General features: G+C 37.2%; 14 protein-coding genes. 6 read left to right on the top strand and 8 right to left on the bottom strand.

Annotated elements, in window-relative coordinates; genetic code table 11:
* Positions 1 to 7: 7 nt before the first annotated feature.
* From CINF_RS05590 to CINF_RS05575, 4 genes are read left to right on the top strand one after another with little or no spacing between them, the layout of a single operon-like run.
* Positions 8 to 220 (top strand): acyl carrier protein, encoded by a 213-nt coding sequence (locus CINF_RS05590; RefSeq protein WP_179974805.1) that lies wholly within the window; start codon positions 8 to 10, stop codon positions 218 to 220.
* A complete protein-coding gene (locus tag CINF_RS05585) occupies positions 213 to 914 on the top strand; it encodes a GNAT family N-acetyltransferase (RefSeq protein WP_179974804.1) in 702 nt (233 codons plus the stop codon). The genes CINF_RS05590 and CINF_RS05585 overlap by 8 nt, the downstream gene beginning before the upstream one ends.
* Complete coding sequence (locus tag CINF_RS05580) at positions 892 to 1,188, top strand: hypothetical protein (RefSeq protein WP_179974803.1); 297 nt, start codon at positions 892 to 894, stop codon at positions 1,186 to 1,188. Before CINF_RS05585 ends, CINF_RS05580 begins: the two co-directional genes overlap by 23 nt.
* Before the next feature lie 57 nt (positions 1,189 to 1,245).
* Entirely contained in the window at positions 1,246 to 1,563 is a 318-nt protein-coding gene (locus tag CINF_RS05575; RefSeq protein WP_179974802.1) for a hypothetical protein, read from the top strand.
* Between the two features lie 110 nt (positions 1,564 to 1,673).
* On the opposite strand, the gene CINF_RS05570 is transcribed toward CINF_RS05575, so the two are convergent.
* The 3 genes from CINF_RS05570 to ileS form a co-directional block, all read right to left on the bottom strand.
* On the bottom strand, positions 1,674 to 2,396 hold the full coding sequence (locus CINF_RS05570) for a class I SAM-dependent methyltransferase (protein WP_179974801.1): 723 nt from the start codon (positions 2,394 to 2,396) through the stop codon (positions 1,674 to 1,676).
* Between the two features lie 17 nt (positions 2,397 to 2,413).
* Positions 2,414 to 3,772, bottom strand: a complete 1,359-nt coding sequence (gene gatA / locus CINF_RS05565) for an Asp-tRNA(Asn)/Glu-tRNA(Gln) amidotransferase subunit GatA (protein ID WP_179974800.1) — start codon at positions 3,770 to 3,772, stop codon at positions 2,414 to 2,416.
* A 102-nt stretch (positions 3,773 to 3,874) separates the two neighbouring features.
* Positions 3,875 to 6,640 carry an isoleucine--tRNA ligase gene (gene ileS / locus CINF_RS05560; RefSeq protein WP_179974799.1) on the bottom strand — a complete coding sequence of 922 codons (2,766 nt, stop codon included), beginning with the start codon at positions 6,638 to 6,640 and terminating at the stop codon, positions 3,875 to 3,877.
* 101 nt (positions 6,641 to 6,741) lie between these two features.
* On the opposite strand from ileS, the gene CINF_RS05555 reads away from it, so the two are divergent.
* A complete protein-coding gene (locus CINF_RS05555; protein WP_179974798.1) occupies positions 6,742 to 7,854 on the top strand; it encodes a CinA family protein in 1,113 nt (370 codons plus the stop codon).
* Positions 7,855 to 7,865: 11 nt separating this feature from the next.
* Positions 7,866 to 8,636 (top strand): substrate-binding periplasmic protein, encoded by a 771-nt coding sequence (locus CINF_RS05550; RefSeq protein WP_179974797.1) that lies wholly within the window; start codon positions 7,866 to 7,868, stop codon positions 8,634 to 8,636.
* A gap of 185 nt (positions 8,637 to 8,821) precedes the next feature.
* Here CINF_RS05550 and CINF_RS05545 read toward each other — a convergent pair whose 3' ends face one another.
* The 5 genes from CINF_RS05545 to CINF_RS05525 form a co-directional block, all read right to left on the bottom strand.
* Positions 8,822 to 9,589, bottom strand: a complete 768-nt coding sequence (locus CINF_RS05545; protein ID WP_179974796.1) for a UDP-N-acetylmuramate dehydrogenase — start codon at positions 9,587 to 9,589, stop codon at positions 8,822 to 8,824.
* Positions 9,590 to 9,593: 4 nt separating this feature from the next.
* On the bottom strand, positions 9,594 to 9,860 hold the full coding sequence (gene fliQ / locus CINF_RS05540; protein ID WP_178697195.1) for a flagellar biosynthesis protein FliQ: 267 nt from the start codon (positions 9,858 to 9,860) through the stop codon (positions 9,594 to 9,596).
* Positions 9,861 to 9,874: 14 nt separating this feature from the next.
* Positions 9,875 to 10,738 (bottom strand): menaquinone biosynthesis family protein, encoded by an 864-nt coding sequence (locus CINF_RS05535; RefSeq protein ID WP_179975947.1) that lies wholly within the window; start codon positions 10,736 to 10,738, stop codon positions 9,875 to 9,877.
* A gap of 105 nt (positions 10,739 to 10,843) precedes the next feature.
* Positions 10,844 to 11,848 carry a tRNA (adenosine(37)-N6)-threonylcarbamoyltransferase complex transferase subunit TsaD gene (gene tsaD, locus CINF_RS05530; protein WP_179974795.1) on the bottom strand — a complete coding sequence of 335 codons (1,005 nt, stop codon included), beginning with the start codon at positions 11,846 to 11,848 and terminating at the stop codon, positions 10,844 to 10,846.
* 9 nt (positions 11,849 to 11,857) lie between these two features.
* The gene (locus tag CINF_RS05525; RefSeq protein ID WP_178697193.1) at positions 11,858 to 12,931 is read right to left on the bottom strand and encodes a 1-deoxy-D-xylulose-5-phosphate reductoisomerase; all 1,074 of its coding nucleotides are present in this window, start codon (positions 12,929 to 12,931) and stop codon (positions 11,858 to 11,860) included.
* Position 12,932: the final 1 nt, after the last annotated feature.

Below are 12,932 nucleotides of genomic sequence, written 5' to 3'. Positions count from 1 at the left end.
GATTAAGATGGATAAAAAGATAGCTAAATTCAAAGATACAATAGAGTGTGATGAGCCACTTAACCCGCAAACTACGCTAGAATCCATAGCCGAGTGGGACTCAATGGGCAAGATTAGCACTATTATTATGCTAGCTGATGATTATGGGCATACACTTACATATGATGAGCTAAAAGAGCTTAAAATCGTTGGTGATATATTGGATTTGATGAATGAGTGAATTTAATAGATATGGCGTCAAAATCGAAAAATTAAAGCTAAAAGATATAGAGATTTTACGAAGTTGGCGAAATGACCCGAAAATCGCTAAATTAATGCTAAGCCAAAATGGCACACACATAACCAAAGAAGAGCAATTAAAGTGGTTTAACTCCATTCAAAACCAGCCAAATTCGCTTTATTATATGGCTTTTGTCGATGATATAGCTATTGGGTATTTTTGTTTTCAGCAAATTAATTGGCAAGATTGCACCGCTATACCTGGCGAGATTATGGTTATACCAAAGCAATTTGATGAGGCTAGAATTACTCTTGGGGCATACTGCGCTATCTATGATATGGCATTTGAAATTTTAGGGCTTAAACAGCTCAAAGCATATTGCAAACTAGAGAATAAACGCGCCATTCGCATGGCTAAAATATTAAATTTTAAATCCACCCACACAGATAATCAGTGTATATATTTTGAGCTTTATAAAGATGATTATTACCAAATGAGAGATAGCCTAATTTACAAGCTTGGATTGGCGCGAGAATTCGCCAAAAATGAACTCAACAAAAGCTCTAATAATGAAAGACCCGCGCCCGCGAGCAAATCCGCAAAAGCAAGCCCCCGCGCAATTAGAGCAAAGCGCGCCCCAGCCCCAAGATTTAAAAAGCGAACTTATCAAAATGCTAAAAGAAACAACATCTAGCGCAGATGTCGATAATCTAATAATCACGCGCTATGTCGCAGAGCTTAAACGCAACGCAAGGCTCAGTGCTGAATGCGAGCAAGCCCCCACCACTACGCTAACAGGCGCAGGTGCTGAAATGCTAAATCCAGTTTTTAGCGCGCTAGATCAGAGCGAAAAGCGACTTTTAGCACTTGAAAAGGTGCTTGGCATTGGCGTAAATAACCGCGTTAAACTAAAAATCAACGATGAAAAACTAGATGATGAGATGTCAAGCTTTTTAAGCTCTCTTTAACTCTTGCTAAATTCTTTTTAACGCTTTAAAATTCTAAAAATTTTAAGGTTAAAAAGAATGATAAATTTTTTTAAATCAAAGCAAAAAGCCCCGCAAACTCACGCCCACATCGGCATTTTTACGCGCAATGATAGCGAGCTAGGGTTAAGCGAATTTTTACAAAACAAAACAACCCCACTCAGCGCAAATGAAGCAACCAAAATCAGCGCAGTTTATGCGTGTGTTAATTTGCTCTCGCAAACTATCGGCACCTTGCCTTTTGCGCTTTATCATAAAAGTAGCGATAAAGAGCCGTTTATGCCCTTTTTAAAAAACGGCTGGGATACCAATATAGCTGAGTTTAAAGCTATTTTAAAAATTAATGGCAAGATATAAGATTAAAAATTTAATTTATAATTAAGAATAAAATTTTAAACTAAATTCATTTAAAATTCGCGCAAGTAACAAGTGCTTAGCAAAGTTATTTTTATAAATCAAAATTAGTTTTAAAATTTTTCATTTTTATATAGCATTACGCAAATATCGGGTTCGGCGGGCATTCTTGTTATCATAAATACAGGCTCTAAATTAAGATTAAAAGGTGCTTTTCTTAAATCAAGCGGTCTGTATTGTCCTGGAGCTATTTGCTTGTTTTCAAAATTTGCGATTTGTTTATTTGCGATATCGTTTGTGATTAAGGCGTATTTAAACTTAGGTAAAATGCTGATAAATTCGTGTATTTTGCTAGTAGGTAGATGTTGGAGCACATCTTTACAAAGCAACAAATCAGCACTTTTAATTTGGCTAAAATCGCCATCATAATGCTCAAAAGTGATATTATCTTTGGCATATTTTGCGTTGTTGGCGTTTATTACAAAGCTAGCTACATCATAGCCTGTGTAGTAAATATTGCTAAAATCAATATTTTTAGAAAATTGCCAATCACCACAACCTACATCAACCACGCTAGAAATTAAACTCTCGCGCATAAAATTTTGTAAAAACGCGACATAGCCTTGATTTAAGGTTTCTTTTGAGCCACTGCCGCTACCATTACCCCATAAATTCGTCTCATAAATGCTATCAAAAATGGCATTTAAACTAGAATTTTTAAGAAGTAAAGTTTGTATAAAATTTAATTGTCTGTGTAAGGCTAAAATATTGTGATTTATGGTGTTTATGCTATTTTCGAGTTGGGAGAACCCCCTGTAATTTAAAATTTGTTTCATTCATTGTTTGCCTTTTGTTAATTTTTTAGCATTTGCTCTAAGCAAAGGGCGCCATCTAGCACGCTTTGATCATTAAATGCGCCACCTATTAACTGAGCTGAAATGCTTAATCCATCGGCATTTTTAGCCACTGGCACGCTAATAGCTGGCAAGCCAGCAAGATTTACACTAACCGTATAAACATCGCTTAAATACGCTTTTAGCGGATCTTTTAGCTCGCCAAATTTATACGCCGCATTTGGCGTTACAGGCATTAAAAGCAAATCCGCATCATCTAAAATGCTAGCATAAGCCTTGGCAATAAAAGCGCGCGCTTTTTGAGCTTTAATGTAATAAGCATCATAATACCCGCTACTTAGCACAAAGGTTCCCAAAAGCATTCTGCGCTTAACCTCGCTCCCAAAGCCCTCGCCACGCGTAAGCGCATACATATCTTTTAAATTATCGCAATCTGCGCGTTTGCCATACCTTACGCCATCATAACGGCTAAGATTTGCGCTAGCTTCGGCTGTGGCGATGATATAATATGCTGCAATAGCGTATTTTGCGCTACTTAGCTGGCATTGTTTTATTTCGTGGCCTGCTGATTTTAGCGCATCGGCGGCTTTGTAGATGGCGTTTTTAACCTCTGCATCTGCTTCGTCTGTGTAATTTTTAATTAAAGCAATTTTTAGTTTGCGGTTTGGATTAAGAGCTGGGGCTGATGGCGTGAAATTTTGATTTAAACTAGTGCTGTCTTTTTCATCATGGCCTGCGATGATATTGTATAAAATGGCGGCGTCTTCGACATTTTGCGTAATTGGGCCTATTTGATCTAAGCTGCTTGAATAAGCAGCTAAGCCATAGCGACTAACCCTGCCATAGCTTGGTTTAAAGCCTACACATCCACAAAAGGCCGCTGGCTGGCGGATAGAGCCGCCAGTATCGCTACCAAGTGCGGCTATGGCAAGTCCAGCGCCAACTGCTGCTGCGCTACCACCACTGCTACCGCCTGGGACGCGTGTATGATCTAGTGGGTTTAGTGTTTTGCCATAAAAGCTAGATTCTGTCGTGCTACCCATAGCAAACTCATCCATATTTGTGCGCCCAAATGGAGCAAGCCCAGCATTTAAAAGCTTTTCAATTACTGTGGCATTATAAGGTGCTATGTAGCCTTGTAAAATTTTAGAACAACTAGTAATGGCCCAATCTTTTACTTGAATATTGTCTTTTATGGCAATAGGCACGCCAGAGTATTGCTCGCTTAAATCCGTGTTGGTTAATTGCTCGATATACGCGCCAAGTTCGTTGTTGGCTTTGATTTTTTCTTTAAGCTCGGCTCTTAGCGCGCTAATTTGGCTTGCGCTTAGTTTTAGGGCTTGTTTTAAACTGATCATTTTACTTTCCTTTTATTTACAAAATACACGCCAAAGGCTGTAATAGCCATTAATATTACTATGGTAATTATTATGAGCATAAAGCTTACTGGCTCATTCATATTAAGCTCTTAATGCTTCATCACAACGCACACAAAGCGTGTTTTCTTGTGTGCTTGCTAGTTTCCAGCAACGCGGGCATTTGTGAGCTTTGCTTTTGATGATACGGAAATTTGCCTCTTCGCATTCAAACTCGCCTAAAATTTCACCCTCGCCATCAGCCATTATGGCACTTACCATATACCAATCTTGTATATCGCCACCATTGTTTTCATTCATAGCTAAAATGCGCCTACTATTTGTGATTATTTCAAGCTCCAAGGTAGATTTTATAAGTTTTTGTTTTTTGAGAGAATCTACTATTTCATTTAGTTTTTCACGGCTTGCTAGAAGTAAATTATCTTCTATTTCGTAATTAAAATTTAGCGGATATTGCGTTAAATCAAAGGCATCTTGCATATTTTCTTTTAGCACGCTAGGGGCTGAATGCATGGCCTCATCAACCGTGTATGTAAGCACAGGCGCGATTAAAGCTAGCAAAGATCTAGCAATTAATGCCATAGCACATTGTGCGCTATATCTGCGCGCTGAGTTTATATGATCGCAATAAAGTCTATCTTTACAAATATCAAGGTAAATTCCACTCAAATCACTGCTTAAAAAATTTAAAAGCCCATTAAAGCCTTTTGCAAAATCATAAGCCCTAAAACACTCACCAACATCGCTAAATACAGCACTTGCTTTATTTAATATCCATTTATCTATCAAAGTAAAATTTGCTTTTTTAGCTTCGTTTAGGTTTGTGTTTAAATCATTAATATTAGCTAGTAAAAAGCGGATTGTATTGCGGATTTTGCGGTATTGCTCGGTATTTTGCTTTAAAATATCATTGCTAATTTTTAAATCACCCGAATAATCGCTAAGCCCAACCCAAAGGCGTAAAATTTCTACGCCAAATTCCTTTGCGATTTTATCAGGGGCTACGACATTGCCTTTTGATTTGCTCATTTTTTCGCCCTTGGCATCTACGGTAAAGCCATGTGTTAGCACGCTTTTATACGGAGCGTGCGCGTTTATGGCACAGCTTAGTAAAAGTGAGCTTTGAAACCATCCGCGGTGCTGATCGCTACCTTCTAAATACATCGAGCTTGGGTAAGTGCCACTATCATAACGCCCGCTTTTTAGCACAGCATTCCAGGTGCTACCACTATCAAACCAAACATCTAAAATATCATAAACTTTTTCAAGCTCATCTGCGTTATATGCGCTATTACTTGGTAAAAGTTCGCTTATTTGCATGCTCCACCACGCATCAGCACCTTGTTTTTCAAAAATATTTGCGATGTGGCTCATCACAGCTTCATCAAAAATCGGCTCTTTTGTGCTTTTGTGCCTAAAAAACGCTATTGGCACGCCCCAATCGCGCTGTCTTGATATACACCAATCAGGGCGATTTTCTATCATTGAACTTATGCGATTACGGCCATTTTCAGGGTAAAATTTCACATCATCAAGGGCTTTAAGCGCAACTTGTCTTAGTGTTTTGCCATTTAATTTTGGCTCGTCCATTGCGATAAACCATTGTTTAGTGGCTCTATAAATTACAGGTTTATGCGTGCGCCAACAATGCGGATAGCTATGTATAAACTTGCCAACTTTTAGCGCATTTTGGCCTAAAAGCTCTATTATTTTATCATTTGCCTTAAAAATATGCATGCCGATAAACTCATCTAAAAGTTCATCTTTTAAAAGTTTTTTAGAGCGCAAGGTTTCATCATAGCAACCATTTTCATCAACTGGCATTAGCACCTCAAGGCCATATTTTAAGCTTACAAAATAATCATCTTCGCCATGTCCTGGGGCAGTATGAACTAGCCCAGTGCCGCCATCCATTAAAACATGCTCGCCTAACATAAATAGCGATTTTCTTTCATTTAGCGGATTTATGGCGTGTAAGCCTTCAAGCTCTTTTGAGCTAAACTCTTTTATAATCTTGCCACTTGTTAGCCCGTTTGCTACTAAATTTTCAAGCAAAGGCTTAGCAAAAATTAAATTTTCTTCGCTTATTATGTAGGTTTCATTTGGATTTAAGCTTATGCCTTGATTTGCTAGTAAAGTCCAAGGCGTAGTCGTCCAAATAACGGCTTTTGCGCCATTTACGCCTAATTTTTTACTAGCATCATCATCAAGCTCAAATGCTACAAAAATACTATAATCTTCTTTATCTTGATATTCCACCTCGGCCTCAGCCAGTGCTGAGCGCGCCGCCCAGCTCCAAAAAACAGGCTTAGAACGCTCAATCAAAAGCCCATTTTTAGCCACAGCACAAAGCGCTCTATAAATATCAGCCTCAAAGGCAAATTTCATCGTAAGATAAGGCTCGTCCCAATCAGCCACGCAACCAAGGCTTTTAAACTCATTTTTTTGTATTTGTATAAATTCCTTAGCCCAGGCTCTACAATGCTCTCTAATGGCTGATTTTTCCATTGTTTTTTTAGCTTGGCCTAGTTTGTTTTCTACTTGTTGCTCAATAGGCAAGCCGTGGCAGTCCCAGCCTGGCGTAAAGCGCACGCCTTCGCCATTAAAATAATGCGTTTTAACTATAATGTCTTTTAAAATTTTATTTAAAGCGTGGCCGATGTGAATATGGCCGTTTGCATATGGTGGGCCATCGTGAAGCGTGAAATCTACGCTCTTTCTAGCCTTTTTCATTTTTTCATAGATTTTTTTTTCGTCCCAGCTTGTAAAGCGTTTTGCTTCATTTTGGCTTAAATCTGCTCTCATAGCAAAGCTTGTATTTGGCAAGCGCAAAGTATCTTTATAATCCATATTTTCGCCTTTTGAAAATTTTAAAAATTGCCGATTGTAGCCAATACTTGCATAAAATAAGCTTATTTTGCTAAAATGCAAAATTTTTTAAAAGAGGCAAGATGAAACATATTTTATTAATTGTAGGTTCGCAGTTGCATATAAATGAGCTTTTTTTAGCTTATATTCGCTCTCAATATTTACATCATTTTGGTGAAAGTGCGTTGATTTTTTATGTGCGAGATGGCGATAACGAACTGCCATTTAAAATAGAAAAATACGCCAAACACACTAAAATAATTACCATCGTAGCAAGCGATGCAAACTTTTCTACTATCGCTAAAATTTTATCTACCCTAAGCAATGATACCTTAGAGTTAAAAGACACCACGCTAGCACCAAGTAGAGCAAGACTTGAAGCAAAAGATAGCTTTGTAGTAGAGCTTGAAAATGCAAAAATAAATCTTTTAAAAGCCATACCTACGCAAATTTTACCGCCTTTTTTATTACATTTAGAAGACAAAATGCTTAGCTTTAATCTGCTTGATATTGATAAAAATAGCGCATTATCCGTGCTTAAAGAGCTTGGCGTGGTTCATAATGTCCAAATTATTGCTAGTAATATTTTGGAAAATCTTGTTTATGTTAAGGCTATATCTCAAAAATTTGGACAATTAGATGGCTTTTTGGCTGAGGTTAAAAATAATTTTGTCAGGCATTTTATAGCTAGTGATAATATCGTAGAGTTTATAGTTTCGCGCCTTAAAGAAATAAAAGCTAGTATTACCTTGGCTGAGTCTTGTACAGCAGGGCTTGGGGCTTGTCTTTTGGGTCAAATTCCAGGTGTGAGCGAGATTTTTGCTGGTTCGGTGATAAGTTATGCAAATTATATTAAAAATATTTGGCTAAATGTAGATGAGAGTATATTAAATGAACACGGCGCTGTTAGCGCGCCTTGTGTAGAAGCGATGGCAACAGGTGCGCTAAATCTTTGTGGGGCTGATTATGCCTTGGCTATTAGCGGGATAGCAGGACCTGGCGGTGGCAGCTTAGAAAAGCCAGTTGGCACGGTTTTTATCGCTGCTGCATCAAAGCAAAGTGTGTATTCTAAAAAAATAAATCTTAGTGGCGATAGGGATTATATAAGAAAGCAAAGTGCGCTTAGTGCTTATGCTTTTTTGCTAAGCTCTTTTTGGAGTGAAATTTGCGCTTTTAAAGATGAAGAAAAAATATAAAAAGGCAAGAAATGTTTAAAAAAGCTATTTTGGTAATTTTTGCTGGTATTTTGCTAAGCTCTTGTGGCAAACAAAAAGATTTAATAATCGTAACTTGTGGGACTTATAAACCTTTTTCTTACACGCAAAATAATCAATTAAAAGGCATTGATATAGAAATTATCCAACAAATAGCAAATGCAAGCAATTCAAAGCTCTTGCTTTTAAGTGCTGGACAATATAATTTAATAGAATATGTAAGCTCAGTAGATGTCGATGGCGCAATTTGTGCTATAAGCCCAGATGATAAAAGCAAGAAAATTGTAAATTTTAGCCAAATTTATCACGGCGAAAATATTGAAATTTTAGTAAATAGCACAAATTATACAGGCAAGGTTTTATTAGAGGCTAAAAATGAAAAAGAGCTAATAGATGTTATGAAAGAACTAAGCCAATCACGCATTGGCGCTATTGCAGGCACTTTGAGCGAAAAAATCGCCAAAGATTATGCAATAAAATATTTTGATGATTCTAGTGTGATCACTTTCAAACAAACAAAAAGCGCGCTAAAAGCTCTAACATCAGGCGATATAGATTTGTTATTATTAGTTAGAAATTCCACCGATTATAAACAATCCTTTCCAAAACTAGCACAAATAAACTCACCCTTATTTAGTGAAAATTTCGCCATCGCTATTTCTAAAAACAAGCCCGAGCTTTTAGCCCAAGTAAATGAAATTTTAAAGCAAATGAAAGCAAACGGCACCTTAGAAAAAATTAAAAAAAAATATAGCAAGATGTAAAATTTTCTATTTAGCGTTTTGATAAAAGTTTTAAAATTTACCCAGCAAGGCGCGCTTTAATAGCTTGATAAAATTTTATTTTTTTTAGATTTTTGGATTAAATTTTAATTTATTTAAAATTTCACAGAGCAAATTTTAAAATTTGCCAATATTTTGGCTTTTGAAGCTTTTGTGTTAATTAAATTTTAATAAAGCACAACAACCTCTTCTTCTAAACAAATACCAAAACATTCAAAAACGCGTTTTTTTGCTAGATTTATTAGAATTAGTGCATCATTAAAGCTAGCATTGCCGTGATTTATTAAAAAATTAGCGTGCTTTTTTGAAAGCTCGCAAGCGCCGATTTTATGGCCTTTTAAGCCGGCTGCTTCTATTAGCCTGCCAGCACTATCATTGCTTGGATTTTTAAAAATAGATCCAAAGCTTGCCCCGCTTGGCTGATTTAAGCGCGCAAGCCTTAAACTCTTGCTAAGAGCGTCATTAAAGCCGTGCCTTAACTCAAAACTTGCTTCAAAAATCACGCCTGAAATTTCACTTTTTCTATACGCAAAAGCGCATTCATCTTTGCTTAAACTTTTGCCAGCGCAATTTAGGCTTATTAGGTTATCGCTAATGCTAAGCCCTTTTAAGCCAGCATTCATTTTAATTAGTCCGCCTAAAAATCCAGGAATTTGACCTATGGCTTCAAAGCCCGAAATATCATTATTTTTAGCAAATTTATAAATATCTTTTGAACTTGTTTTGGCTCCAATTTTTAATAAGCCATTTTCGCATTTTATATAATTAAACTCATCGCTTAAAATGCCAAGCTTGCCTGAAAAATCCGGGCTTATTAAAAGATTATTTGCCCCGCCTATAACAATGCCATCAAAGCTTTGATTTGGCGTGATTTGCTCTACATCTAATACTCCACCAATTTTTACAGAGCTGTATTTGGCAAAATCAATTCTCATAGCTTTATTGAATGAATGTTGGTATTTTATTAAGCACGGAGCGCGTAAAATCGATCATTTCATTCATCATCCACGGCATTAAAAAAATAAGCACCGCCACCACAAGTAAAATTTTTGGCACAAATGAAAGCGTCATTTCATTTATTTGCGTAGTGGCTTGAAAAATACTAATAATCAAACCAGCAATCAAACCGCTTAATAACATCGGCAAGGCTAAAATAAGTGCTATTTTAAAGGTCTGCACTCCAAGTCCTACTAATTCACTTTGCATTTTTTTATCCTTAATTAAGAGTTTCTATAATCCATATACTCGCGCGGTATGAGATTTGGTTGGCAAGTAATTAAACGCGCAAAAAAGCCATGTTTAAAGCCAAGATAAAAAAGCTTATCAAGGGCTTTTATTTGTGTTTGGCTTAATTCTACTGAGTTTTGGTTTGCGTATAAACTTAAATAAATATCTAATTTTTCGTCATTTACGCGTACTAAATTTCGCTCCATTAGCATTTTGCTAAGCATTTTTTTATGCGAGTTTGCCACGCTTACGGCTTGTGTTAAGAGTTTTTCGCAATTTATGGCATCGCTAAGTGGGAGAGAGCGGCGCAAGCACATACCGCCAAGTGGCAATGGTAGCGAATCGCCGGCTAATTCTTGCCATAAATCCCAAAGCTCCATCTCCACGCACAATTCATCATTAAAATCCAAAATGCTCTCATGTATTAGCACGCCAGCATCGCATTCTTTGCTTAAAACAGCATTTTCAATATCCAAGAAATTTTTATAAATTATTCGCGCTTTTGGGTAAGCTATACGAAAAATCAACGCATTTGTCGTGTTTTCACCGCTTAGCGCAACCTTAAAATTTGGCTTTAAAATTTTATCCTTGCGCCTTATGAGCTTTGGCCCATATCCTTGCCCAAAGCTTATGGCCGTGCGTAAAAGCGCGTATTCATCGCATATTAACGGATACAATCCAAAGCTAATAGCGCATATATCGTATTCTCCACGCAAAGATGCCGTGTTTAGCGTTTGTATATCAGCAGAGCTGGCTTGAAATTTTAAATTATGCGCATTGCACCAGCCAAATTTTATAGCCGAATACATAAAAATATCATCAGCATCTGGTGAATGCGCTAAGCTAATTTGCTTCATTTTAACCTCAAAATTGCGTATTTTAGCCATTTTTAGCTTAAAACGCCTAATTTTAGTGCTTGTGTAATTAAAATTTAAGCCAAATTTTAAAATTTAGGCTAAATTTTAAAATAACTTGCTTTTATCAATTTGGCTTCTTGCTCTTAGCGTGATTTGCTCGCTAAATGCGTTATTTTTAAATATATCCACACCTGCGCGCGCTATCATCGCAGCATTATCGCTACAAAACTCCAAAGGCGCAAAAAGCACCTGCGTGCCGTGTTTTAGGCAAAGTTCGCAAATACTAGCACGAAGCCTAGCATTTGCGCTAGCTCCGCCAACTACGCCAAAATACTTAAACTCACGCAAAGCAAAAATGCGCTCTAATTTATCCATAATATGCAAGCAAGCCACGCGCTCAAAACTAGCGCAAATATCACAAATGCTATCTTGTAAAAGATTTGATTTTTTTTGCTCTTGTATTGTTAGTCTTACTTGATTTTTAAGGCCTGAAAAGCTGTATTCTAGGCGTTTTTGCTCTTTTAATGGCAGGGTAAAATTAAAGGCTTTATCATCGCCATTTTTGGCTAAATTTTCAATCCTAGCCCCACCTGGATAGCCAAGATCTAGCATTTTTGCTACCTTATCAAAACTTTCTCCAAAACTATCATCACTAGTAGCACAAAGCACGGATATTTCGCGGTTTTGGTTAATTTCAAGCACCATAGTATGCCCGCCACTAACCAAAAGCACGCCAAGTGGTAATTTAATTTGGCTTGTTAAAAAAAGCGAATAAATATGGCCGATTAGGTGATTGACGCCAAAGGCTTTTAGATTAAGCGCTACGCTAAGAGCGCGCACAGCACAAATTCCACCTATTAAACTAACGCTAAGTCCTGGCTCGCTAGTAGCACAAAGTGCTTTTAGTTGCTTAAAATATGGTTTTGCGCGCTCTAACATCGCTGGTATCGCACTAACATGAAGCCTACAAGCTAGCTCAGGCACAACTCCGCCGTATTTTTCGTGCCAAATTTCTTGGCTTAGTTTTTCATAATGGATCAAAGAATAATCATCTAAGCTCATTATAGCTAGCGAGCTATCATCACAGCTACTTTCTATGGCTAGTATCATCACGGGCCCTTATTTACTTAGAAATTCTCTAACTTTTTTATCAAGCTCTAAAATATCGCCAAAGCACGAAATTTTTGCCGAACCAAACTTATCAAGTGCTTTAAAACAAGCCCTGCTAATATCTAAAAAACCACATTCATTTTTTAAAAACTTATACACCATTTGCTCATTTGCTGCATTTACTATAACCCCAAGTTTTGGGTTATCTAGCAAATAATCTTTTAGCGTGAAAATAGGATATTTTTTAAGGTTTATTTTTTTAAATTTTAATGTTAAATCAGCAAGATTTAGGGGCGATAAAATTCTGCTTTCAAGCCCGATGGCATGGGCTATTGCTAGTTTCATATCAGGCGCGCTGATGTGGGCTGTGGTTGAGCCATCATAAAATTCTATCAAAGCGTGAATCGTGCTGGTTTTTTCAATAAGCGCGTCAATATTTTTACATTTATATAGCCAAAAAGCTTCAAGCACTTCAAAGAGTTTATTTGCCATTGTTGCGCTATCTATGGTGATTTTTGCGCCCATATCCCAAGTGGGATGATTTAGGGCGAGTTTTGGGCTTAGGTTTGCGATTTGTTTGGCTTTTAGCTTGCGCACAGCTCCGCCCGATGCTGTTATAATAAGCTTTGATGGGGCGCAAAATTTATTGCTTAATAAAAATTTTAAACCAAAATGCTCGCTATCAATAGGCATAATCTCATCACAGCGCAAAAAAGCCCCGCCAGCTACCAAGCTTTCTTTATTTGCAAGGGCTAGCTTAAAGCCATAATCTTGGGCTAATTTACTAGGTATAAGTCCGGCAAAGCCCACAATAGCGTTAATTAGTGTGGTATTTTTGCTACAACATTGGCTATCGCAAGCTTTCATAAACACAGCCAAATCGCTAAATACTCGCTTATGCCTGATTTTTTTTGCGTAATTTTTATCGGCCATATACACTAGTTTTGGTTTAAAATTTGCGATTTGCGCGTTTAAGAGTTCGTAATTTTTATTAGCTCCAAGGGCTAAAATGCTGATATTATGGTCTTTTGCTAGTTTTAGAGCGTTTTGGCCTATTGAGCCTGTTGAGCCTAGTATTATCATC

Origin of the sequence: Candidatus Campylobacter infans, assembly GCF_013416015.1 — a bacterium.
In the GTDB taxonomy this organism is placed as follows: domain Bacteria; phylum Campylobacterota; class Campylobacteria; order Campylobacterales; family Campylobacteraceae; genus Campylobacter; species Campylobacter infans.
The sequence above is the reverse complement of the archived record's forward strand: the minus strand, read 5'-3'. Positions and strand labels throughout refer to the sequence as shown.

Excerpts from the sequence above, each read along its gene's own strand:
- CINF_RS05590 (WP_179974805.1), top strand. The coding sequence starts at position 8 with ATGGATAAAAAGATAGCTAAATTCAAAGATACAATAGAGTGTGATGAG.
- CINF_RS05585 (WP_179974804.1), top strand. The coding sequence starts at position 213 with ATGAGTGAATTTAATAGATATGGCGTCAAAATCGAAAAATTAAAGCTA.
- CINF_RS05580 (WP_179974803.1), top strand. The coding sequence starts at position 892 with ATGCTAAAAGAAACAACATCTAGCGCAGATGTCGATAATCTAATAATC.
- CINF_RS05575 (WP_179974802.1), top strand. The coding sequence starts at position 1,246 with ATGATAAATTTTTTTAAATCAAAGCAAAAAGCCCCGCAAACTCACGCC.
- CINF_RS05570 (WP_179974801.1), bottom strand. The coding sequence starts at position 2,396 with ATGAAACAAATTTTAAATTACAGGGGGTTCTCCCAACTCGAAAATAGC.
- gatA (WP_179974800.1), bottom strand. The coding sequence starts at position 3,772 with ATGATCAGTTTAAAACAAGCCCTAAAACTAAGCGCAAGCCAAATTAGC.
- ileS (WP_179974799.1), bottom strand. The coding sequence starts at position 6,640 with ATGGATTATAAAGATACTTTGCGCTTGCCAAATACAAGCTTTGCTATG.
- CINF_RS05555 (WP_179974798.1), top strand. The coding sequence starts at position 6,742 with ATGAAACATATTTTATTAATTGTAGGTTCGCAGTTGCATATAAATGAG.
- CINF_RS05550 (WP_179974797.1), top strand. The coding sequence starts at position 7,866 with ATGTTTAAAAAAGCTATTTTGGTAATTTTTGCTGGTATTTTGCTAAGC.
- CINF_RS05545 (WP_179974796.1), bottom strand. The coding sequence starts at position 9,589 with ATGAGAATTGATTTTGCCAAATACAGCTCTGTAAAAATTGGTGGAGTA.
- fliQ (WP_178697195.1), bottom strand. The coding sequence starts at position 9,860 with ATGCAAAGTGAATTAGTAGGACTTGGAGTGCAGACCTTTAAAATAGCA.
- CINF_RS05535 (WP_179975947.1), bottom strand. The coding sequence starts at position 10,738 with ATGAAGCAAATTAGCTTAGCGCATTCACCAGATGCTGATGATATTTTT.
- tsaD (WP_179974795.1), bottom strand. The coding sequence starts at position 11,848 with ATGATACTAGCCATAGAAAGTAGCTGTGATGATAGCTCGCTAGCTATA.
- CINF_RS05525 (WP_178697193.1), bottom strand. The coding sequence starts at position 12,931 with ATGATAATACTAGGCTCAACAGGCTCAATAGGCCAAAACGCTCTAAAA.